The 18,343-nt window shown below is 62.2% G+C and carries 17 protein-coding genes; 9 read left to right on the top strand and 8 right to left on the bottom strand.

Annotation, left to right across the window (positions count from 1 at the left end; all coding sequences use genetic code 11):
- Positions 1 to 87: 87 nt before the first annotated feature.
- Genes hda through panB form a run of 6 tightly spaced genes read left to right on the top strand, consistent with a single transcriptional unit; the run spans position 88 to position 5,255 of the window.
- Positions 88 to 873, top strand: a complete 786-nt coding sequence (gene hda / locus ACUN0E_RS38780; protein WP_445569938.1) for a DnaA regulatory inactivator Hda — start codon at positions 88 to 90, stop codon at positions 871 to 873.
- A complete protein-coding gene (locus tag ACUN0E_RS38785; RefSeq protein ID WP_408225436.1) occupies positions 866 to 1,552 on the top strand; it encodes a histidinol-phosphatase in 687 nt (228 codons plus the stop codon). Before hda ends, ACUN0E_RS38785 begins: the two co-directional genes overlap by 8 nt.
- A complete protein-coding gene (gene pcnB / locus ACUN0E_RS38790; protein ID WP_445569939.1) occupies positions 1,549 to 3,129 on the top strand; it encodes a polynucleotide adenylyltransferase PcnB in 1,581 nt (526 codons plus the stop codon). The genes ACUN0E_RS38785 and pcnB overlap by 4 nt, the downstream gene beginning before the upstream one ends.
- Positions 3,130 to 3,177: 48 nt before the next feature.
- A complete protein-coding gene (folK, locus tag ACUN0E_RS38795) occupies positions 3,178 to 3,726 on the top strand; it encodes a 2-amino-4-hydroxy-6-hydroxymethyldihydropteridine diphosphokinase (RefSeq protein WP_408225430.1) in 549 nt (182 codons plus the stop codon).
- Complete coding sequence (locus tag ACUN0E_RS38800; RefSeq protein ID WP_408225427.1) at positions 3,723 to 4,403, top strand: deoxynucleoside kinase; 681 nt, start codon at positions 3,723 to 3,725, stop codon at positions 4,401 to 4,403. Before folK ends, ACUN0E_RS38800 begins: the two co-directional genes overlap by 4 nt.
- A 36-nt stretch (positions 4,404 to 4,439) precedes the next feature.
- Positions 4,440 to 5,255: a 3-methyl-2-oxobutanoate hydroxymethyltransferase gene (gene panB / locus ACUN0E_RS38805; RefSeq protein WP_445569940.1), complete on the top strand. Its 816-nt coding sequence runs from the start codon at positions 4,440 to 4,442 to the stop codon at positions 5,253 to 5,255.
- A gap of 164 nt (positions 5,256 to 5,419) precedes the next feature.
- On the opposite strand, the gene ACUN0E_RS38810 is transcribed toward panB, so the two are convergent.
- From ACUN0E_RS38810 to grpE, 5 genes are all read right to left on the bottom strand, one after another.
- Complete coding sequence (locus ACUN0E_RS38810; RefSeq protein ID WP_445569941.1) at positions 5,420 to 7,438, bottom strand: chorismate-binding protein; 2,019 nt, start codon at positions 7,436 to 7,438, stop codon at positions 5,420 to 5,422.
- 24 nt (positions 7,439 to 7,462) lie between these two features.
- Positions 7,463 to 8,608: a molecular chaperone DnaJ gene (gene dnaJ / locus ACUN0E_RS38815; protein WP_445569942.1), complete on the bottom strand. Its 1,146-nt coding sequence runs from the start codon at positions 8,606 to 8,608 to the stop codon at positions 7,463 to 7,465.
- A 266-nt stretch (positions 8,609 to 8,874) separates the two neighbouring features.
- Positions 8,875 to 10,827: a molecular chaperone DnaK gene (gene dnaK / locus ACUN0E_RS38820; RefSeq protein WP_445569943.1), complete on the bottom strand. Its 1,953-nt coding sequence runs from the start codon at positions 10,825 to 10,827 to the stop codon at positions 8,875 to 8,877.
- A gap of 154 nt (positions 10,828 to 10,981) precedes the next feature.
- Entirely contained in the window at positions 10,982 to 11,419 is a 438-nt protein-coding gene (locus tag ACUN0E_RS38825; RefSeq protein ID WP_445569944.1) for a thioredoxin family protein, read from the bottom strand.
- Positions 11,420 to 11,466: 47 nt separating this feature from the next.
- Positions 11,467 to 12,051, bottom strand: coding sequence for a nucleotide exchange factor GrpE (gene grpE / locus ACUN0E_RS38830; protein WP_445569945.1), 585 nt, complete (start codon positions 12,049 to 12,051; stop codon positions 11,467 to 11,469).
- Between the two features lie 383 nt (positions 12,052 to 12,434).
- On the opposite strand from grpE, the gene ACUN0E_RS38835 reads away from it, so the two are divergent.
- The gene (locus tag ACUN0E_RS38835; RefSeq protein ID WP_012431795.1) at positions 12,435 to 12,596 is read left to right on the top strand and encodes a hypothetical protein; all 162 of its coding nucleotides are present in this window, start codon (positions 12,435 to 12,437) and stop codon (positions 12,594 to 12,596) included.
- Here ACUN0E_RS38835 and ACUN0E_RS38840 read toward each other — a convergent pair.
- The 3 genes from ACUN0E_RS38840 to hrcA form a co-directional block, all read right to left on the bottom strand.
- Positions 12,568 to 12,975, bottom strand: a complete 408-nt coding sequence (locus tag ACUN0E_RS38840; RefSeq protein WP_445569946.1) for an RNA-binding S4 domain-containing protein — start codon at positions 12,973 to 12,975, stop codon at positions 12,568 to 12,570. The two genes, ACUN0E_RS38835 and ACUN0E_RS38840, sit on opposite strands and share 29 nt — an antisense overlap.
- Before the next feature lie 8 nt (positions 12,976 to 12,983).
- Positions 12,984 to 14,054, bottom strand: a complete 1,071-nt coding sequence (gene hemH, locus ACUN0E_RS38845) for a ferrochelatase (protein ID WP_408225400.1) — start codon at positions 14,052 to 14,054, stop codon at positions 12,984 to 12,986.
- 174 nt (positions 14,055 to 14,228) lie between these two features.
- On the bottom strand, positions 14,229 to 15,254 hold the full coding sequence (gene hrcA / locus ACUN0E_RS38850) for a heat-inducible transcriptional repressor HrcA (RefSeq protein WP_408216074.1): 1,026 nt from the start codon (positions 15,252 to 15,254) through the stop codon (positions 14,229 to 14,231).
- 354 nt (positions 15,255 to 15,608) lie between these two features.
- Between hrcA and ACUN0E_RS38855 the strand changes: the two genes are divergently transcribed.
- Both ACUN0E_RS38855 and recN read left to right on the top strand, forming a co-directional pair.
- Complete coding sequence (locus tag ACUN0E_RS38855) at positions 15,609 to 16,511, top strand: NAD kinase (RefSeq protein ID WP_408225394.1); 903 nt, start codon at positions 15,609 to 15,611, stop codon at positions 16,509 to 16,511.
- Between the two features lie 124 nt (positions 16,512 to 16,635).
- Entirely contained in the window at positions 16,636 to 18,306 is a 1,671-nt protein-coding gene (gene recN, locus ACUN0E_RS38860) for a DNA repair protein RecN (RefSeq protein WP_445569947.1), read from the top strand.
- Positions 18,307 to 18,343: the final 37 nt, after the last annotated feature.

The following is an 18,343-nucleotide window of genomic DNA, read 5'->3' on the forward strand; positions in this document are numbered from 1 at the left end:
GACTGCTCACTGACTGTCCATTCACGTTTTAGGGCCCGAAGTCTGGGCCATTTGCGGCCTAAGCCTCATTTTCGGCATTAACTTACTGTGCTTCGTCAACTGACGCTCGATCTCGGCACCCCGCCGCCATCGACATTCGACAATTTCTTCTCTGGCGCCAACGCCGAGCTGGTCACGCGGCTGCGCGAGCTCGATACCGCGCTCGCGGCCGGGCCGGTGGCCGATCGCACCTTCTACATCTGGGGCGAAGCCGGCAGCGGCCGCACACATCTGCTGCAGGCGCTGGTCCACGAAGCGCCGCCGGGTCATGCACGCTTTGCCGGTCCACAAAGCAGCCTCGCCGCCTTCACGTTCGACCCGCGCGTCGCGCTGTATGCGATCGACGATTGCGACAGCCTGTCCGCGGCGCAGCAGATTGCCGTGTTCAACCTGTTCAACGAAGTGCGCGCGCACCCCACCAGCGCGCTCGTCGCCGCGGGCAACGCGCCGCCGATCGGCATGACAGTGCGCGAAGATCTGCGCACGCGCCTCGGCTGGGGGCTCGTGTTTCACCTCGCGCCGCTGCCGGACGAAGGCAAAGCCGCGGTGCTGAAACACGCGGCGCGTGAGCGCGGCATCATGCTTGCCGACGACGTCCCGGCCTACCTGCTGACACATTTTCGCCGCGATATGCCGAGCCTGATGGCGTTGCTCGACGCGCTCGACCGCTTCTCGCTCGAACAGAAACGCGCGGTCACGCTGCCGCTCCTGCGCACCATGCTGGCCTCGCCCGACGCCGATGAACGGCGAACCGCGCCCGCCTCATCCGTGTCGGCAGCCGCTTCATCTGCGTCCCCCGACGCCGCTTCAAGTAAAATAGGCCCCCATGGCTAATCTCGCACTCTTCGACCTCGATCACACGCTCATTCCCACCGACAGCGACCACGAATGGGGCCGCTTCATGGTGAAACAAGGCATGGTCGACGCCGAAAATTTCGCCCGTGAAAACGACCGCTTTTTCGCCGACTACAAAGCCGGCAAGCTCGACATTCATGCTTATCTGATCGCCATGCTCACGCCGCTCGCCAAGTACACGCGTGCGCAACTCGCCGATCTTCACGCCCAATACATGCATGAAGTGATCAAACCGGCGATCTTTCCGGTCGCGCTGGAACTGGTCAGGGAGCACCGTGAAGCCGGCGATCTCTGCTGCGTGGTCACGGCGACCAACGAATTCATCACCCGCCCGATCGCTCAGGCGTTCGGTGTCGATGCGCTGATCGCCTGCGAGGCGGAAACCGTCGACGGCCAGCCGCATTCGCCGTACACCGGCCGCCCCACCGGCACGCCCAGCTACAAAGAAGGCAAGATCATCCGTACCGAGGCGTGGCTGGCATCGCTTGGCAAGACCTGGAGCGACTTCGAGCACAGCTATTTCTATAGCGACTCGCACAACGACATCCCGCTGCTCGAAAAGGTCACAGATCCGATCGCGACCAATCCCGACGACACATTGCGCGCCCATGCGCAGGCCAAAGGCTGGCGCATCCTCGAACTCTTTCAACCCTCGTGATCAAAAAACTTATACGCAAGCTATTCGGCCAGGACTCGGCGCCCGCTGACAACACCACGCCCGCCGAAGCCGAATCAGACGAAGCCGGCGAGGCACCGGCACGCAACGCGTCTGGCGCCAGCAAAGCGCGCCGCAAACCGGCCCGGCCGGCCGTCAAAGCCGTGCGGGACCCCGACGTGCCGATCATCATTCCGCACGACGTGCACGGTATCGATCAATCGCTGATCTCGAGAAACGCGATTCGCGTCACCGAAGGTCTGCAGGAAGCCGGGCATCGCGCGTTTATCGTCGGCGGTGCGGTGCGCGATCTGCTGCTCGGCATCAAGCCGAAAGACTTCGACGTTGCGACCGACGCCACCCCGGAACAGGTGCAGAAGCTGTTCCGCCGCGCGCGCATCATCGGCCGCCGGTTTCAGATCGTGCACGTGCAGTTCGGCCAGGAAATCATCGAAACCTCGACATTCCGCGCGCTGGTCGATCCACCCGCAGCCGACGCCGCGCCGCCGCGCCGTCTCAAGCGTGACGAGCTCGACCGCCGCACGCATGCGGTGGATGCAAGCGGCCGCGTACTGCGCGACAACGTCTGGGGCGAGCAGCACGAAGACGCCACCCGCCGCGACTTCACGATTAACGCGATGTACTACGATCCGGCCACGCAAACCGTGCTGGACTATCACAACGGCATGGCCGACATGCGCGCGCGTCTGTTGCGCATGATCGGCGACCCGGCCACGCGCTATCGCGAAGACCCGGTGCGCATGCTGCGCGTAGTGCGTTTTGCCGCCAAGCTCGACTTCGAGATCGAAGACACGACCCGCGCACCGATCGCCAACATGGCCGATCTGATCAACAACGTGCCGGCCGCGCGTCTGTTCGACGAGATGCTCAAGCTGATGCTGTCGGGTCACGCGCTTGCCTGTTTGAAACGTCTGCGCCGGGAAGGCCTGCATCATGGCCTGCTACCGCTGCTGGACGTGGTGCTGGAGCAGCCGATCGGCGAGAAATTCATCACGCTCGCGCTGACCAATACGGACTCCCGCGTGCGCGCCGGCAAGCCGGTTTCGCCGGGCTTCCTGTTCGCCACCCTGCTGTGGCACGACGTACAGACGCGCTGGCAACAATTTGAAGCGAACGGCGAATATCCGGTTCCGGCCCTGCATCGCGCAATGGACGAAGTCCTCGACATGCAAACCGAGAAGCTCGCGATCCACAAGCGCTTTTCGTCGGATATGCGCGAGATCTGGGGCCTGCAGTTGCGCCTCGAAAAACGCTCGGGAAGAAGCGCGCTAAAGCTGCTGGAACACCAAAGATTTAGAGCGGGGTATGATTTCCTCCTGTTGCGCTGCGAATCGGGCGAACTCGATGAGTCGGTCGGTGCGTGGTGGACGGAGTTCATAGAAGGAGACGTCGCTGCGCGTGAGACATTGCTCACGCAAGGCGGGAGGGACCGAAGCCCCAGAAAACGACGGCGGCGCAGCAGTGGCGCCAGGACCCGCAAACCGGGCGACGGAATGGAGGGCGGTTCGCCAGAACGCACAGCCAACGACGCGGGCCATGACGGCTCGCACGAAGACTGACGCGGTGTTGGCTGAAGCCGTCGAACGATAGTCGCAGGAAGTTATGCCATGACGGTTGCTTATCTCGGCCTCGGCGCGAATCTCGGGGACGCGCGCCAGACCCTGAAAGACGCGGTGGTGTGTCTGGCACAACAGCACACCATCAACGTGCTCGCCAAGTCGAGCCTGTATCGCACCGCCCCGATCAACGCGGGCGGCGACGATTATTTCAACTGCGTCGTGAAGGTCGAGACGACGCTCCCCGTGCGGCATCTGCTCGCGCTGTGCCACAAGATCGAGCATCAGTTCGGCCGTGAGCGGCCGTTTCGCAACGCACCGCGCACGCTCGATCTGGACATTCTGCTATTCGGCGATCAATCGATCGACGAAGCCGATCTGATCGTGCCGCATCCGCGTTTGATCGAACGCGCCTTTGCACTCGTGCCGCTGGTCGAGATCGACGCCGCACTGATCATCCCGCAACACGGCCGTGCCGAGGCCCTGCTTGACGGCGTGAGCGATCAACGCATCGAAAAGGTGAAGGGCCCCTGCCAGTGTCCAATGCTCAATGCATTGACCGCCGGCGCCCCTGCCGGGGACAAGGGCCATTGCGAATGAATTCGCCGCCACTCACCGTCACCGCGCCGCAATTACGGCCGCCCTTCGGCTATCTCGCGATCGAAGGGCCGATCGGCGTCGGCAAGACCTCACTCGCACGGCGGCTCGCCCAGCGCTGGTCGATGCAGGAACTGTTCGAGCGGCCACAGGACAATCCCTTTCTCGAACGCTTTTATCGCGACACCGCGCGTTATGCGTTGCCCGCGCAATTGCATTTCGCCTTGCAGCGCGCGCAGCAGGCCCAGGAAGTGGTGGCCGCGCATGTGGCGGGCACATCGCTTATCGCCGATTTCATGACGCAGAAGAACGACATCTTCGCGCGTCTGACGCTGCAGGAAGACGAGTGGCAGTTGTATCGCGCCCTCGCCGCACGACTCGACGTGAGCGCACCGGCGCCGGATTTCGTGGTCTATCTGCAAGCCAGTCCTGAAGTGCTGTTCGCACGCATCCAGAAGCGCGCCGTGCCAATGGAATTGCAGATCTCCGATGCCTATCTGCATGCGCTCTGCGACGCCTACAACGAGTTTTTCTATCACTACGACCGTGCGCCCGTGCTGACGGTCAACGCTGAACATCTAAATCCGCTCGACTCGGACGCGGACCTTGCGCTACTTACTGAACGCATCGAAACGATGCGCGGCCGCAAGGAATTCTTTGTCAAAGGCACGTCGCTTTAAGCGGCGCGGCCTCTCTTTTTTCCAACGGATTTCCCCATGACCTATTTGCAGGAAGCGAGCCGGAACGCCATCACCGTGCCGAAACTGCAGGCAATGCGCGATGCCGGCGAAAAGATCGCCATGCTGACCTGCTACGACGCGAGCTTCGCTGCGCTGCTGGATCGCGCGGGCGTCGACGTGCTGCTGATCGGTGACTCGCTCGGCAATGTGCTGCAAGGCCAGACGACGACGCTGCCGGTATCGCTTACCGACATCGCGTATCACACGGCGAGCGTCGCACGGGTCAAGCCCTCGGCGCTGGTGGTAGCTGACCTGCCGTTCGGCACATACGGCACGCCGCAGGACGCCTTCAGGAGCTCGGTGGAACTCATGCGCGCCGGCGCCCAGATGGTGAAGCTCGAGGGCGGTGAGTGGCTCGCGGACACGGTGCGCTTTCTGGTCGAACGGTCGATTCCGGTGTGCGCGCACGTCGGTCTGACGCCGCAATCGGTGCACGCGTTCGGCGGCTTCAAGGTGCAGGGCAAAACCGACGCCGGCGCGAGCCAGGTACTGCGCGACGCGCTTGCCGTGCAGAATGCGGGTGCCCAATTGATCGTGATCGAAGCGATTCCGACGCTGCTCGGGAGCGAAGTCACGAAGCAATTGCGGATTCCGACGATCGGCATCGGCGCGGGCCTGGACTGCTCGGGTCAGGTGCTGGTGCTGCACGACATGCTGGGGATTTTCCCCGGCAAACGGCCGCGCTTTGTGAAGGATTTCATGCAGGGACAGCCGAACATCCAGGCTGCAGTGGAAACGTATGTCCGCGCCGTGAAGGACGGCTCGTTCCCCGGTCCGGAGCACACGTTCTGAACACGTGATCTGATAGCGGACTCCATCGAGCGGGCGCAGTTGCGCCTGTTTGGGACCCGTCTGATATCGCCTGAGAACCTGGCACCGTTGAGCGGCTACGGCGGCACGCAACGCTCTCAAGACCGGTAGCGCGGCGCGCCTTCAGCTTTAGCCTTGGCCCTTTCTTAGTCCAGCACGTGCGCCGGTACTGCACCTCGCAGGGCGTTGCATACCAGCAGCGCTTCCGCATTCAGCACATCAACTCGTGTCAGCACGCGTTCAGCCGCGTGAAGACCGGTATCCTCCAGCAGCACACCCCGCATGATCCCAGGCAGCACACCTGACTTTAACGGCGGCGTCCACCACTGCCCCGCCAGCTTCACAAATACGTTCGACCGGCCCCCTTCGGTCAACTCGCCGCGCTCGTTAAAAAACAATGTGTCGAAAGCACCCTTCGCTTCAGCTTCGCGCCAGCCGCAATCGTATTCAGCGCGGCGGGTGGTTTTATGGCGCAGCAGCGGATCGTTGGCGTCCATCGCGGGGAACGCGTGGTCCGGCCCAAGCAGCACGCCGACGGTCGAACCGGCCAGTGGCGTCAGAACCGCTGTGGTTATTTGTACCGTGCCGCTTTTGCTCAACGCGAGGCGCATGCGGTGTGGGGTTTGCGCCGCCAACGCCGTACATTTCTCCGCGATTTGTGCTTGAATTTCGTTTTCGCCGTCGAGTTTGAAACCCAGCGTCGCGGCACTCGCTGAGAGTCGCGCGAGATGGCGCGATAGATGCCGCACGCCCTCTTCTCGCGTCGCATACATCGTTTCGAAGAGTTCGAAACCCGGTTCGGCACCGGTCAGAAAGCTGGCCTTCAATTGGCACTCCGCATATTCGTCCGCGGCAACGCTGTCGAGCACGATGCCCGCGCCGACGCCCATCTTGCCTTGCAGTTCACCCGACTGCGGGGTCGGGCTTAAGGTCAATGTGCGGATTGCGACGGATAGGCAGAAGTCACCGCAGGTGTTTTCGCTTGCAGTCGCTGAGCGCGTATTGGCAGCGATGGCCGTAGGGGCGGTGGCGGCAACTGGGACTACAGCAGCATCGATGGCAGCGGTGGCATCGTCTGAGACGCCAGGGGCGTCAGAAGCAGCAACGACATCGACGGTAGTCGCAGGAGCGTCCAGCCAACCGATCGCGCCCGTGTAAAGGCCCCGCGGCGTGCTTTCCAGCTCCTCGATCAACTGCATCGTGCGATGCTTCGGCGCACCGGTGATCGAGCCGCATGGAAATAGTGCGCGCATGATCCCGGCGAAAGATGTGCCGGCGCGCAGCGTCGCATGCACCGTCGACGTCATCTGCCAAACCGACGTATACGGCTCGACCGAAAACAGCGCCGGCACATTGACCGAGCCCGTTTGCGCCACGCGCGACAGATCGTTGCGCAGCAAGTCGACGATCATCACGTTTTCAGCGCGATTCTTCGGGTCGTTTGCAAGGAACTCGGCGGCATGCCGATCGGTCACGGGATCGGATGATCGCGGCGCCGTGCCTTTCATCGGCCGGGCGCGCAACATGACGCCTTCCTTCTCGATGAACAGCTCCGGCGAGCACGACAACACCCAACTGCCGCCCGATAACGCGATCAGCGCACCGTACGGAACCGGCTGACGGGCACGCAGACGTCGATAAAGTGCGGTCGGTGAGCCGAATACATCGAAACCAAGCCGGTACGTGTAGTTGACCTGATAAGAATCGCCCGCGCGCAGGGAGGCATGGATTGCGTCGATCGCTTCATTGAATTGCTTAGGATCGACGCTTGCGCGCACGTTCGCCGTGCCCGCCACCGACGCCTCGGCCGCGCCGCCGTCGCGTTCCATGAGCCACACGTCCACCTCGTCGCGTGACAGTTTCTCGCAACGTTCAAACAATAAAAAACGCAGCGTGGCATCGCCAAGCTGCGTTTCTTGTAATGCCCGGTGAGCAAGGCCGCCGTCGAGAAGATGCCGGCCAAACTCATAATCGGCGAGCACAACGGCATGCAAACCACGCTGTGTATCCGCGGCTACGGTCTCGCACACGGCTTCGAGTTGCGCGGCATCCGCGCAAGCCCGTTCGTGCACAAAACCCGTGTACAGACGACTCGAACGACGCGCCGCCGTCGCGTCGCAATCGTCGAGCAACGCGAAAACTGCGTCGCGCTCATCTGCCGTCATGCTGACCACCAAATCAAACCGCTATTAATCGAAGAAGCTCTTCACCCGATCAAACCAGCTCTTGCTCTGCGGGCTATGTCGCGCACCGCCTTCCACGAGCGCCTTCTCGAATTGCTGAAGCAACTCGCGCTGCGGCTCGGTGAGCTTGACCGGCGTTTCGACTTGCACGTGCACGTACAGATCGCCGGCAATGCTGGAACGCAGCCCCTTGATACCCTTGCCACGCAGACGGAACGTTTTGCCCGACTGCGTGCCTTCCGGCACCGTGAAGCTCGCGCGGCCCGCGAGGGTCGGCACTTCGATTTCGCCGCCGAGTGCCGCCGTGGTGAACGGAATCGGCATCTGGCAATGCAGGTCGTCGCCGTCGCGTTCGAACACCGAGTGTTGCTTGATGTGAATCTCGACGTACAGATCGCCCGACGGACCGCCGTTGATGCCCGGCTCACCGTTGCCGGCCGAGCGGATGCGCATGCCGTCGTCGATACCTGCCGGGATCTTCACTTCCAGTGTCTTGGTTTCCTTCACCTTGCCCGCGCCGTGGCAATGGCCGCACGGTTCAGGGATATAGGTGCCGGTGCCATGGCACTTCGGGCAGGTCTGCTGGATGCTGAAAAAGCCTTGCGACATCCGCACCGAACCCGAACCGCTACAGGTCGGGCAGGTTTCCGGCTTGGTGCCGGGCTTCGCGCCCGAACCGTGACAGATTTCACACGACACCCAGCTCGGCACGCGAATCTGCGTGTCGTAGCCGTGCGCGGCCTGTTCCAGCGTGATTTCCATGCTGTAGCGCAGATCGGCACCGCGATACACCTGCGGGCCGGCACGGCCGCCACCGCCGCCGCGTGCGGCACCGCCGGCCGCCTGGCCGAAGATGTCGCCGAAAATATCGCCGAACGCATCGGCAAAACCGCCGAAGCCTTGCGCACCGGCTCCGCCCATGTTCGGATCGACACCCGCGTGGCCGTACTGATCGTACGCAGCACGCTTTTGCGAGTCCGACAGCATTTCATAGGCTTCCTTCACCTCTTTGAAATGCTCTTCCGCATCCTTGTTGCCCGGATTACGGTCGGGGTGGTGCTTCATCGCAAGCTTGCGATAAGCCTTCTTGATTTCGTCGTCGCTCGCGTTCTTTGCGACGCCCAGAACCTCGTAGTAATCCCGTTTCGCCATATCGGTTCAACGCCACTCGCGCAATGGGGCGCGGTGGCTCCTCTTGAATGCTGGAGTCTTGCGACTCGTCCGGCCGCTGTTCACACCGTTTTGACGCGGTTCAAACAACGCCCTCCATAAAACAAATGTGCCCGGAGAGCCCAAAAAGGCTCACCAGGCGCGATAACCGCTTTGCAGGTTCATGCACCCGGATGGGAGCAAACCGTTTTGCAGCCAGGCCGCGCACATCGCTGTGCGCGGCTTTACGGTCAAGTTGCGACCCGGCTTTAGTCTTTCTTCACTTCCTTGAAATCAGCGTCGACCACGTCGTCCTGCTGCTGGCTCGCGCCACCCGCCGATGCACCCGCACCTGCCGCGCCCGCTGCCGCAGCTTCGGCACCTTGCGCAGCCTGCATGTCGGCGTACATCTTCTCGCCCATCTTCTGCGAGGCCGTGGCCACCACTTCGATCTTGGCTTCGATCGCTGCCTTGTCGCTCGAACCGCTCTTCAGCGTTTCTTCGAGGTCCTTCAGCGCGGTTTCGATCGTTTCCTTCTCGGCGGCGTCCAGCTTGTCGCCGTATTCGGTGAGCGCCTTCTTCGTGCTGTGGACCAGCGCGTCGCCCTGGTTGCGGGCATCGGCCAACTCACGCAGCTTGTGATCTTCTTCCGCGTTGGCTTCGGCGTCCTTCACCATCTTTTCGATTTCGGCTTCGGACAGACCCGAATTCGCCTTGATCGTGATGCGGTTTTCCTTGCCGGTCGCCTTGTCTTTCGCGCCGACGTGCAGGATACCGTTCGCGTCGATGTCGAAGCTCACTTCGATCTGCGGCGTGCCGCGCGGTGCCGGCGGAATGCCTTCAAGGTTGAACTCGCCCAGCAGCTTGTTGCCCGCTGCCATTTCGCGTTCGCCCTGGAACACCTTGATCGTCACGGCGCCCTGATTGTCATCAGCCGTCGAGTAGACCTGTGCATGCTTGGTCGGGATCGTGGTGTTCTTGTTGATCATCTTCGTCATCACGCCGCCGAGCGTTTCGATACCGAGCGACAGCGGGGTCACGTCGAGTAGCAGAACGTCCGTACGGTCACCCGACAGAACCTGGCCTTGAATCGCGGCGCCAACAGCCACGGCTTCGTCAGGGTTCACGTCACGGCGCGGATCCTTGCCGAAGAATTCCTTAACCTTTTCCTGCACCTTCGGCATGCGGGTCATCCCGCCGACCAGAATCACGTCGTCGATTTCGCCGACCTTCACGCCTGCGTCCTTGATCGCCGTACGGCACGGTTCGATCGTGCGGTCGATCAGTTCTTCGACCAGCGCTTCCAGCTTGGCGCGCGTGATCTTCAGGTTCAAGTGCTTCGGACCCGATGCGTCGGCCGTGATGTACGGCAGGTTGATTTCGGTTTGCTGGCTCGACGACAGTTCGATCTTCGCCTTTTCAGCCGATTCCTTCAGGCGTTGCAGCGCGAGCACGTCTTTCGACAGGTCGACACCTTGTTCCTTCTTGAACTCGCCGATGATGTAATCGATGATGCGTTGGTCGAAGTCTTCACCGCCGAGGAACGTGTCGCCGTTCGTGGACAGCACTTCGAACTGCATTTCACCGTCAACGTCAGCGATTTCGATGATCGACACGTCGAACGTACCGCCGCCGAGGTCATACACCGCGATCTTGCGGTCGCCCTTTTCGGCCTTGTCCAGACCGAATGCCAGAGCGGCTGCGGTCGGTTCGTTGATGATCCGCTTTACTTCCAGACCGGCGATGCGGCCTGCGTCTTTGGTGGCCTGGCGCTGGCTGTCGTTGAAGTACGCGGGAACCGTAATCACCGCTTCCGTGACCGGCTCGCCGAGGTAGTCTTCAGCGGTCTTCTTCATCTTGCGCAGCACTTCTGCCGAGATTTGCGGCGGAGCCAGCTTGTCGTCGCGCACCTGGACCCATGCGTCGCCGTTGTCGGCCTTCATGATCTTGTACGGCATCAGACCGATGTCTTTCTGCACTTCTTTTTCTTCGAAGCGGCGGCCGATCAGGCGCTTGACGGCGTACAGCGTGTTACGCGGGTTCGTGACTGACTGACGCTTAGCCGGCGCGCCGACGAGAATCTCGCCGTCTTCCATGTAAGCGATGATCGACGGCGTGGTGCGCGCACCTTCCGAGTTCTCGATCACTTTGACCGAATTACCTTCCATGATCGCCACGCACGAATTGGTCGTGCCGAGGTCGATACCGATGATTTTGCCCATTTTTACTAATCTCCTGACTTTGATCGCTGCGGGAATCGCCGTTTTTTGCCCATCTGGCGGTACGGCGATCCGCTCTGAATTCCTACCTGCACTCAACATAAGTGCGTCCGCATCGTTTTCAAGACCTCTTTTACGATGCGGTCTTTAATTTTTTTCAATCGGCCACGCTTTTGCCGCTTTTTTCACCATTTGTCGCGCTACCGACCGCATTGGCCACCCGGATCTTGTCCCGCGCGGCCGCAACCGCCGCCTCGAACTGCCCAAGACCGTGCCAGCCGGTTGCCCGGCCGAGCCGTTTGCCTCGGTAAAAGAAGAACCAGGTGGGCACGCCGTGAAGCATGAAACGCCTGCCCAGTTCGCGATGCTCGTAGACGTTGCTGTGAAACCATCTGAGACCGAGCGCACGAATCGCGTCCGGCTGAGCCAGCATCGCCTTTTTGGCGATCTCGCAGTTGAAGCAGTCGAGACCCCAGAAAAACACCACGGCCAGCTCATCACCGGCTTCGGCGAGCCCCGCGTCGAATGACTCGGGGCTGAGCTCCTGCATGCCAAAGACGGTGAACGCCGTGGCGTCGACGGGAATGTTGGCCATGACGGTACCTGTCAGGCGAAACGGCTGATAAGCGCAGCTTGTTATGCTTACTTCGGCGCCGCGACGGTCACGAGGGCCGGACGCAGCACGCGGTCGGCGATCACGAAACCTTTTTGCAGCACAGCAACGACCGTGTTCGGCTCCTGATCGGCCGGCACCATCGAAATGGCCTGGTGACGGTGCGGGTCGAACTTCTCGCCAACCGGATTCAGGGCGACGACACGGCCCTTCTCCAGCGCACCGCTGAGCTGGCGCAGCGTGAGTTCGACGCCTTCGCGCACTTTTTGCAGGTCGTCGGACGAATGGGCGACCGCTGCTTCGAGGCTGTCGACCACCGGCAGCAAATGCTCAGCGAAGCTTTCGATCGCGAACTTGTGGGCCTTGGTGACATCTTCCTGGGCGCGGCGGCGCACGTTCTCAGTCTCAGCCTTTGCCCGCAGGAAGCTTTCCTGCAGCTCGACGATCTTTGCTTCTGCTTCGGCCAATGCGGCTTCCGCACCGGTTGCCGGCGCTTCAGGAGCAGCGTTTGCAGCCACATCATGCTGGGATGCTGCGGCCTCGGCGGCCTGGCGCGCGGTTTCGTCGGCGGGCGTGGGATTCTGGCTCGTCGGGTTCTCTTGCGTGTTTTCCATGTCGCTGAAAGTCGTTAAAAAGTTAAAGCTAACGGTGGCGGGAACGCTTCAAAAACTGTCGCAATTGGTGCGTTGCAAAATAGCGACAGACAACTTGATGCGTTAACGCATATCGAAACGGCAGATGGGGCCGGAAAGGCCCAATTCAAGCGCCTCTCCCGGAATTTTTCGCACCACGAGCGTGCGGCAGAAATGCCCGGTTACAACCATTATTGCGCCGCAATCAGATTGAGATTGAGTGCGCCCGGCAAGTGGCCTATGCTCCATTAAAGCATCGGAAAAGACACGTTAACCCTAACCTGACGTAAGCCTTACCGAGATTCTGCAATTCCACCTGATCTGATTAGCCTGTTTCCATCCTGAATCTTCCCAAGGGGAGTACCGTGAAACTGACCTTTGCAATATCGGTGGTCGCATTGGTACTGATCGCGGGCACCACGACCATCTGCATGTCCGGGGCCGTCAACGATCACACCACCGAGTACGGCGGTGTGCACGCGACGATGGAACAACTGTTCAATCCCCACCTGAAAGTTTGTCGATAGTGCGCCGGTCGCGCTTGGTCGGTCTGCCGTGTAAAGCGGCAGCCGGTTCGCGGTACGTCTTGCGCCGCTCCTGCTCGACCTGCCGCTTCACCTTGCTCTCTTCGGTCTCCGCATAAAGCGTCTGCGCGATGCTGGCTGGGCCACGCACGTCACAAACGCCCAGCACTTCCACCTGCCACACAATCCGCTCAATCTCGATCTCGACGAGGTCGCCGACACGCACATCTTTGGCCGGCTTGACGCTCGCACCGCCGATGCGTACGTGTCCTTTGTCGACGGCGTCCGCCGCCAGCGAGCGGGTCTTGAAGAAGCGCGCCGCCCACAGCCATTTGTCGATGCGCAACTTCGCGCCCGATTCAGTTGAAATCCTGTAATTCATGAGCCTGCTCAAGCCCCGGTCGTGTGCGGCACCGGCACCGCTTGCACGGGCCAGCCCTGCAGATTCTGCGCGACGATTTCGCCTAGCGCGGCGATCCACGCGTGTGAAGCGTTCACGCAGGGAATCCGATGAAATTCCTTGCCGCCCGCCCGCAGGAACTCGTCACGTACTTCCATCCCGATTTCTTCAATCGTTTCAAGGCAATCGGCGGTAAAACCCGGACAGAACACGTCAGCACGCCGCACGCCCGCCGCGCCCAACTCCTTCAGCGTGGGTGCGGTGTACGGCTGCAGCCATTCGGCCTTGCCGAATCGCGACTGAAACGTGATACGGCATTCCACCTGCGTCAATCCCAGCGCCTGTGTCAACAACGCGCCGGTCTGCTGGCATTGCTCGTGGTATGGATCGCCGAGATCCATCGTGCGCTTGGGCACCCCGTGAAAACTCAGCACCAGCTTGTCGCCCGCGGCGAAGTCCGGCCTGCCGTACTGATGCCAGTACTGATGCACCTGCGCGGCGAGCGCGGCGATGTACGCCGGATGATCGGCATACTGGCGCACCGTGCGGATTTCCGGCTGATTGCGCATGCGCTTGAGGGCCGAAAAGGCGTCGTCGAAAGCCGTGGCCGTGGTCGACGACGAGTACTGCGGATACATGGGCACCAGCAGCACGCGCTCGGCGCCCGCCAGCTTCAGCTGGTTCAGCATGGCCGGAATACCGGGCGTGCCGTAGCGCATGGCGTAGTCGACCAGCACCGTGTAGTCGTTCAATTGCAGAAGATGGCGCAAACCCTCCACCTGCTTCTCGGTGAAGACACGCAGCGGCGAACCCTCCGGCATCCACACGGCCGCATATTTCTTCGCTGACGAACGGCTCCGGGACGGCAAAATCAACAGCCGCAGAATCACCTGCCAGAGGAGTGCCGGAATTTCGACCACGCGCGGATCGGACAGGAACTGCGCAAGATAGCGACGGACCGCACGCGGCGTCGGCGCGTCAGGCGTGCCGAGATTGATCAGCAACACGGCGACACGGTGTGACGTGGCGTTCTGTGATGGCCGCTCGAGGTCGAAGCGCATAGGGAGCAGGTATAACCGCTTTAGGCGGAAAGTCGGTTCAGGTGGGATTCATTATAGCGGCGCGGTCCATTGCAAGGTCCGCCAGGGACCCCTGGCCATTCGGCCAATTGGCAAGCCGCGCGCCGTCGCGCATCATTTGCAGCACGCGGTGTCGCAGCCTGCAGATACCGCCGGTTATTGCTGGTTACTGCTGAGCGTCAGGGAAAGCAGCCGCGCGGTGATATCCACGATTGGAATCACGCGGTTGTAGGCCATGCGAGTCGGCCCGATCACACCGAGCGTGCCGACAATCTTGCCGTTCACCTCATAAGGCGCGGTTACCACGCTCATTTCCTCGATCGGCACGAGATTCGACTCGCCGCCGATGAAAATCTGCACGCCCGCGGCGTGACTCGATACGTCGAGCAACTGAAGGAGACTGGTCTTTTGGTCGAATACATCGAACAGTTTGCGCAAGCGCGCCATGTCCGACGAAAGGTCGGCGACTTCGAGCAGGTTGCGCTCGCCGGAAATCAGCACGGTCTCGCCGGTGTCGGATTCATCCGTGCTGGCCGTGACCGCGGCGTGCATCAGCGTGGTCATATCGCCGCGCAGCTCGTCGATTTCTTCCCGCAGGCGGCGGCGCACGTCGTCGAAAGAGAGGCCCGCGAAGTGCGCGTTGATGTAATTGGAGGCTTCCACCAGCTGCGACGGCGAAAAGTCGCGCTGGGTCGCCATGATGCGGTTCTGTACGTCGCCCTCGGGCGTCACGATGATCAGCAGGATGCGCTTGTCCGACAGGCGCATGAACTCGATCTGCTTGAACACGTGGCTGCGGCGCGGCGTGAGCACCACACCGGCGAACTGCGACAGATTGGACAGCACGCTGGCCGCCGCGGCGACGACTTTCTGCGGGTCGCCCGCCTGCAGCGTGGTCTTGACGATGCGCATCACCGCTTCTTCGTCTGCGGCGGATTCCACCGTCAGCATGGTATCGACGAACAAGCGGTAGCCGCGCGGCGTCGGAATCCGGCCCGCTGAAGTATGCGGACTAATCACGAGCCCCAGGTCCTCGAGATCGGACATCACGTTGCGGATCGTTGCCGGACTCAGTTCGAGACCGGAATAGCGCGACAACGTGCGCGAGCCGACCGGCTGACCTTCGGCGATGTAGCGCTCGATCAGCGTTTTGAGGAGGGTTTGTGCGCGAGGATCTAGCATGACGGAAAATTTTAGCTTAATGACGCGACTACAGCGAGCGCTAACGTCGCCGACCCCTGACTATCGTGCCACCGGTCGGCGGGGCGGCGCCTGGTATTCTGTGCGGCGCCTTGACCGGCGCTGTGTCCAGCATTCTTGCCGGCACCTCGTCCAGACCCAGGCCCGCCGCCTCGCCAGCCGCCCGTTCCACGAGTCCGCTGGCCGCACGCCGCCGGACTACAACCGGCGTGCATGTCATCAAAGCTTCACCATTCTAACGATAATCGCCCAACGCGCTGACAGCCCGTCTGCACAGGCCCGCCACCGGGTCTGTCTGCGGTTCTTTTCAGGCCCTACCTATGGTGTAATGCCGGCATGCAAGTGACTAGCCAGTTCAAGACCGTCGCGCTCGTCGGGCGCAACAATACGCCGGGCATCGGGGAGCCGCTAACCGCGCTCGCCTCGTGCATCGCGAAGCGCGGCTTCGAGGTCGTGTTCGAAGCCGACACCGCCGCCGAAATTGGCGTCACCGACTATCCGGCGCTGCGTCCCGCCGAGATCGGCGCGCGTGCCGACGTTGCCGTGGTGCTCGGCGGCGACGGCACGATGCTAGGCATCGGCCGCCAGCTTGCGCCCTACCGCACGCCGCTGATCGGCATCAACCACGGGCGGCTCGGCTTCATTACCGACATTCCGATCTCCGACATGCGCGAGATCGTGCCGCAAATGCTCGCCGGCAACTTCGAGCGCGAAGAGCGCATGTTGCTCGAAGCCCGCATCATGCGCGGCGGCGCCCCGATCTATCACGCGCTTGCTTTCAACGACGTGGTGGTCAACCGCAGCGGCTTCTCGGGCATGGCGGAACTGCATGTCTCGGTGGACGGGCGCTTCATGTACAACCAGCGCTCGGATGGCCTGATCGTCGCCACGCCTACGGGTTCGACCGCCTACGCGCTGTCCTCGCAGGGGCCGATCCTGCATCCGCAACTGCAAGGCATCGTACTGGTGCCGATCGCGCCGCATGCGCTATCGAACCGCCCAATCGTGCTGCCGGACAACTCGAAGGTGAGCATCCAGATCGTCTCGGGCCGCGAAGTGAACGTCAATTTCGACATGCAGTCGTTCACTTCGCTGGAATTGAGCGACACGATCGAAGTACGCCGCTCGCGTCATACGGTGCCGATGCTGCACCCCGTCGGCTACAGCCACTACGCCACGCTGCGCAAGAAGCTGCACTGGAATGAATATCCGTCGCACGAAGAAGACCCCAAGCCCTAAGCGGCCGGACCGCCGGAACACCGGAGTGCCGGCCACCGGAGTGCCGGCCACCGGAATGCCGGCCACCGGAATGCGAACGCCGCCGCTGCCGAACCCTGAATCTCAAGCCCAACTGACGACCTCCATGCTTCGCCACCTCTCGATACGCGACTTCGTCATCGTCGCCGCGCTCGATCTCGAATTCGACAGCGGCTTTACCGTTTTCTCCGGCGAAACAGGCGCTGGCAAGTCGATCCTGATCGACGCGCTGGCCCTCGCGCTCGGCGCCCGTGCCGATGCGAGCGTGGTTCGCACCGGCGAGAGCCGCGCCGACATCACCGCGGAGTTCGAGACGCATGCGCAAGTCGAGCAATGGCTCGACGAGCAGGCGCTCGGCACGACCGCCGACGAGGGCCATCACGGCAGCACCGTCATGCTGCGTCGCGTAGTGGATGCGAACGGCCGCTCGCGTGCCTTCATCAACGGCACGGCGGCAACGCTTGCGCAGTTGCGCGAAGTCGGCGAGATGCTGGTGGATATTCACGGGCAGCATGCGCACCAGTTGCTGATGCGCCCGGACGCGCAACGCGAATTGTTCGACACCCATGCCGGCCTCACGGAAACCGCAGCGACCGTCGCGCGCGCATGGCGAACGTGGCGCGACAAGGTTCAGGCCGTCGAGCATGCGCAAACACGCGACCGCGAACTACAACTGGAGCGTGAGCGCCTCGCCTGGCAACTCACCGAACTGGACAAACTTTCGCCGCAACCCGGCGAATGGGAAGAGGTCAACAGCGAACACCGCCGCCTGTCGCATTCAGCCAATCTGATCGACGGCGTTCAAGGTGCACTCGGCGCGCTATCCGAATCCGACGAGGCGATGATCACGCATCTCGCCTCGATCGTGTCGAAGGTGCGCGACCTGGCCGAGATCGATCCGGCGCTGAACGATGTGCTGGCAGCGCTGGAGCCGGCCGAGATCCAGTTGCAGGAAGCGGCCTATTCGCTCAGCCACTACGCGCAGAAACTCGAACTGGATCCCGACCGGCTCGCCCAGGTCGAAAAGCGTCTCGACGCACTGCACTCGGCCGCGCGCAAATTCCGCCTGAAACCCGAGACGCTGCCTGAAGAACACGAAGCGCGTCGCGCGCAACTTGCCGCGCTCGACGCCGCAGCCGATCTCGACAGCCTGCACGCGGCCGAAGCCAAAGCTAAAGAAGTCTTTCTCACTGAAGCGAAAAAACTGTCGAAGGCGCGCGCCAAGGCCGGTAAGGCTTTGGGTGTCGCAGTGACCACCGGTATGCAGGAACTGTCGATGAAAGGCGGCAGCTTCGAGGTGGCGCTGGTACCGTTGCCGGACGGTGGTGCGCACGGACTCGAGCAGGTCGAATTCCGCGTCGCCGGCCATGCTGGAGTGCCGTTGCGGCCGCTCGCGAAGGTTGCCTCAGGTGGCGAACTGGCGCGGATCAGTCTCGCCTTGGCTGTCATTGCGAGCGCCGCGAGTCCGACACCGACACTGATCTTCGACGAAGTGGATACGGGGATCGGCGGTGGCGTCGCCGAAGTGGTTGGACGGCTGCTGCATCAACTGGGACAAGCGCGTCAGGTGCTGTGCGTCACGCACTTGCCGCAAGTCGCCGCGCGCGGCGACCATCATTTCCAGGTGGCGAAGGCGGGCAATGGCAAGGGCGGCACGGTTAGCAGCGTGACCTCGCTCGACCGCGCAAGCCGCGTCGAAGAAGTTGCGCGGATGTTGGGCGGACTGGAAATCACCGCGACCACCCGCAAGCACGCGAAGGAAATGCTGGCGGCCTAGGAACCCGGGCAGGGAATCGTCGCGGCCATCTGCGAAC

This window comes from Paraburkholderia sp. D1E (assembly GCF_052682275.1).

Bases quoted from the DNA above. Each gene is read 5' to 3' on its own strand.
- ACUN0E_RS38785 (WP_408225436.1), top strand. From the start codon at position 866: ATGGCTAATCTCGCACTCTTCGACCTCGATCACACGCTCATTCCCACC.
- folK (WP_408225430.1), top strand. From the start codon at position 3,178: ATGACGGTTGCTTATCTCGGCCTCGGCGCGAATCTCGGGGACGCGCGC.
- ACUN0E_RS38800 (WP_408225427.1), top strand. From the start codon at position 3,723: ATGAATTCGCCGCCACTCACCGTCACCGCGCCGCAATTACGGCCGCCC.
- panB (WP_445569940.1), top strand. From the start codon at position 4,440: ATGACCTATTTGCAGGAAGCGAGCCGGAACGCCATCACCGTGCCGAAA.
- ACUN0E_RS38810 (WP_445569941.1), bottom strand. From the start codon at position 7,438: ATGACGGCAGATGAGCGCGACGCAGTTTTCGCGTTGCTCGACGATTGC.
- dnaJ (WP_445569942.1), bottom strand. From the start codon at position 8,608: ATGGCGAAACGGGATTACTACGAGGTTCTGGGCGTCGCAAAGAACGCG.
- dnaK (WP_445569943.1), bottom strand. From the start codon at position 10,827: ATGGGCAAAATCATCGGTATCGACCTCGGCACGACCAATTCGTGCGTG.
- ACUN0E_RS38825 (WP_445569944.1), bottom strand. From the start codon at position 11,419: ATGGCCAACATTCCCGTCGACGCCACGGCGTTCACCGTCTTTGGCATG.
- grpE (WP_445569945.1), bottom strand. From the start codon at position 12,051: ATGGAAAACACGCAAGAGAACCCGACGAGCCAGAATCCCACGCCCGCC.
- ACUN0E_RS38840 (WP_445569946.1), bottom strand. From the start codon at position 12,975: ATGAATTACAGGATTTCAACTGAATCGGGCGCGAAGTTGCGCATCGAC.
- hemH (WP_408225400.1), bottom strand. From the start codon at position 14,054: ATGCGCTTCGACCTCGAGCGGCCATCACAGAACGCCACGTCACACCGT.
- hrcA (WP_408216074.1), bottom strand. From the start codon at position 15,254: ATGCTAGATCCTCGCGCACAAACCCTCCTCAAAACGCTGATCGAGCGC.
- ACUN0E_RS38855 (WP_408225394.1), top strand. From the start codon at position 15,609: ATGCAAGTGACTAGCCAGTTCAAGACCGTCGCGCTCGTCGGGCGCAAC.
- recN (WP_445569947.1), top strand. From the start codon at position 16,636: ATGCTTCGCCACCTCTCGATACGCGACTTCGTCATCGTCGCCGCGCTC.